This is a genomic window from Aquibium carbonis (assembly GCF_003970795.1).
Taxonomy (GTDB): Bacteria; Pseudomonadota; Alphaproteobacteria; order Rhizobiales; family Rhizobiaceae; genus Aquibium; species Aquibium carbonis.
This window is the reverse complement of record NZ_RWKW01000188.1, coordinates 1-756: the sequence shown is the minus strand read 5'-3', so window position 1 is coordinate 756 and position 756 is coordinate 1. Positions and strand designations below refer to the sequence as shown.

The 756-nt window shown below is 71.4% G+C and carries 1 protein-coding gene; it reads left to right on the top strand.

Annotated features, from left to right (window positions below):
• The first annotated feature begins 253 nt into the window (after positions 1–253).
• A complete protein-coding gene (locus EJC49_RS25495; RefSeq protein WP_342635388.1) occupies positions 254–727 on the top strand; it encodes a YbaN family protein in 474 nt (157 codons plus the stop codon).
• Positions 728–756: the final 29 nt, after the last annotated feature.

The window sequence follows — 756 nt, the reverse complement described above, 5'->3', positions numbered from 1 at the left end:
CTTGAGGATAGCCTCAAGCCTCCCGCGTTAGGCCAACTGTCCGGTCGAAATGGGGGCCAGTTTACGGTCGAAACGATGTCGCAATAGATGCGGCAGCCCTCGCCGACGCGAACGCCCAGCGAGCGGAGCGCGCGAAGCTTCGCGGCGTCGAGGTCCGCCTGCGTCCTCGGACGCGCGAACAGATTGCGGAGCTTGCGCAACACGTGGTTAGAACCTTCCCTTCGCCGCCGCGTCGGGGCGGCGAGCGAGGATCATGACGCAGGGACGCGAAACAGTCGAGATGCAGAGCGGCGACGACGATGCGAGCGGACCGGCCGGCGGCCTGACCGCCCTGGCGCGGGCGCGCCGCGCGGCCTATCTGGCGGCGGGCGTGCTGATGCTCGGCCTCGGCATCCTCGGCGCCGTGCTGCCGGTGCTGCCGACCACGATCTTCATCATCCTGGCGGCGTTCTGCTTCGGCCGGTCGTCGCCGCGCATCGAGATCTGGCTGCTCGAGCATCCCCGGTTCGGCGGATCGCTCCGCGCCTGGCGCGCGGAGGGCGCCATTCCCACGCGGGCCAAGGTCTTCGCGGTCGCGGGCATGGTCGCCGGCTACGGCCTGTTTATCCTCGCCGCGCATCCAGGACCCGCCGCCATGCTCGGCGTCGCCGCCTTCATGCTTGCCGGGGCGGCCTATGTGCTGTCGCGCCCGCGGCCCGGCTGGCGCGACCGGCCGCCGGCAGGCTGACGACGAAACGGGCGCCGCCGTTGGCGGGC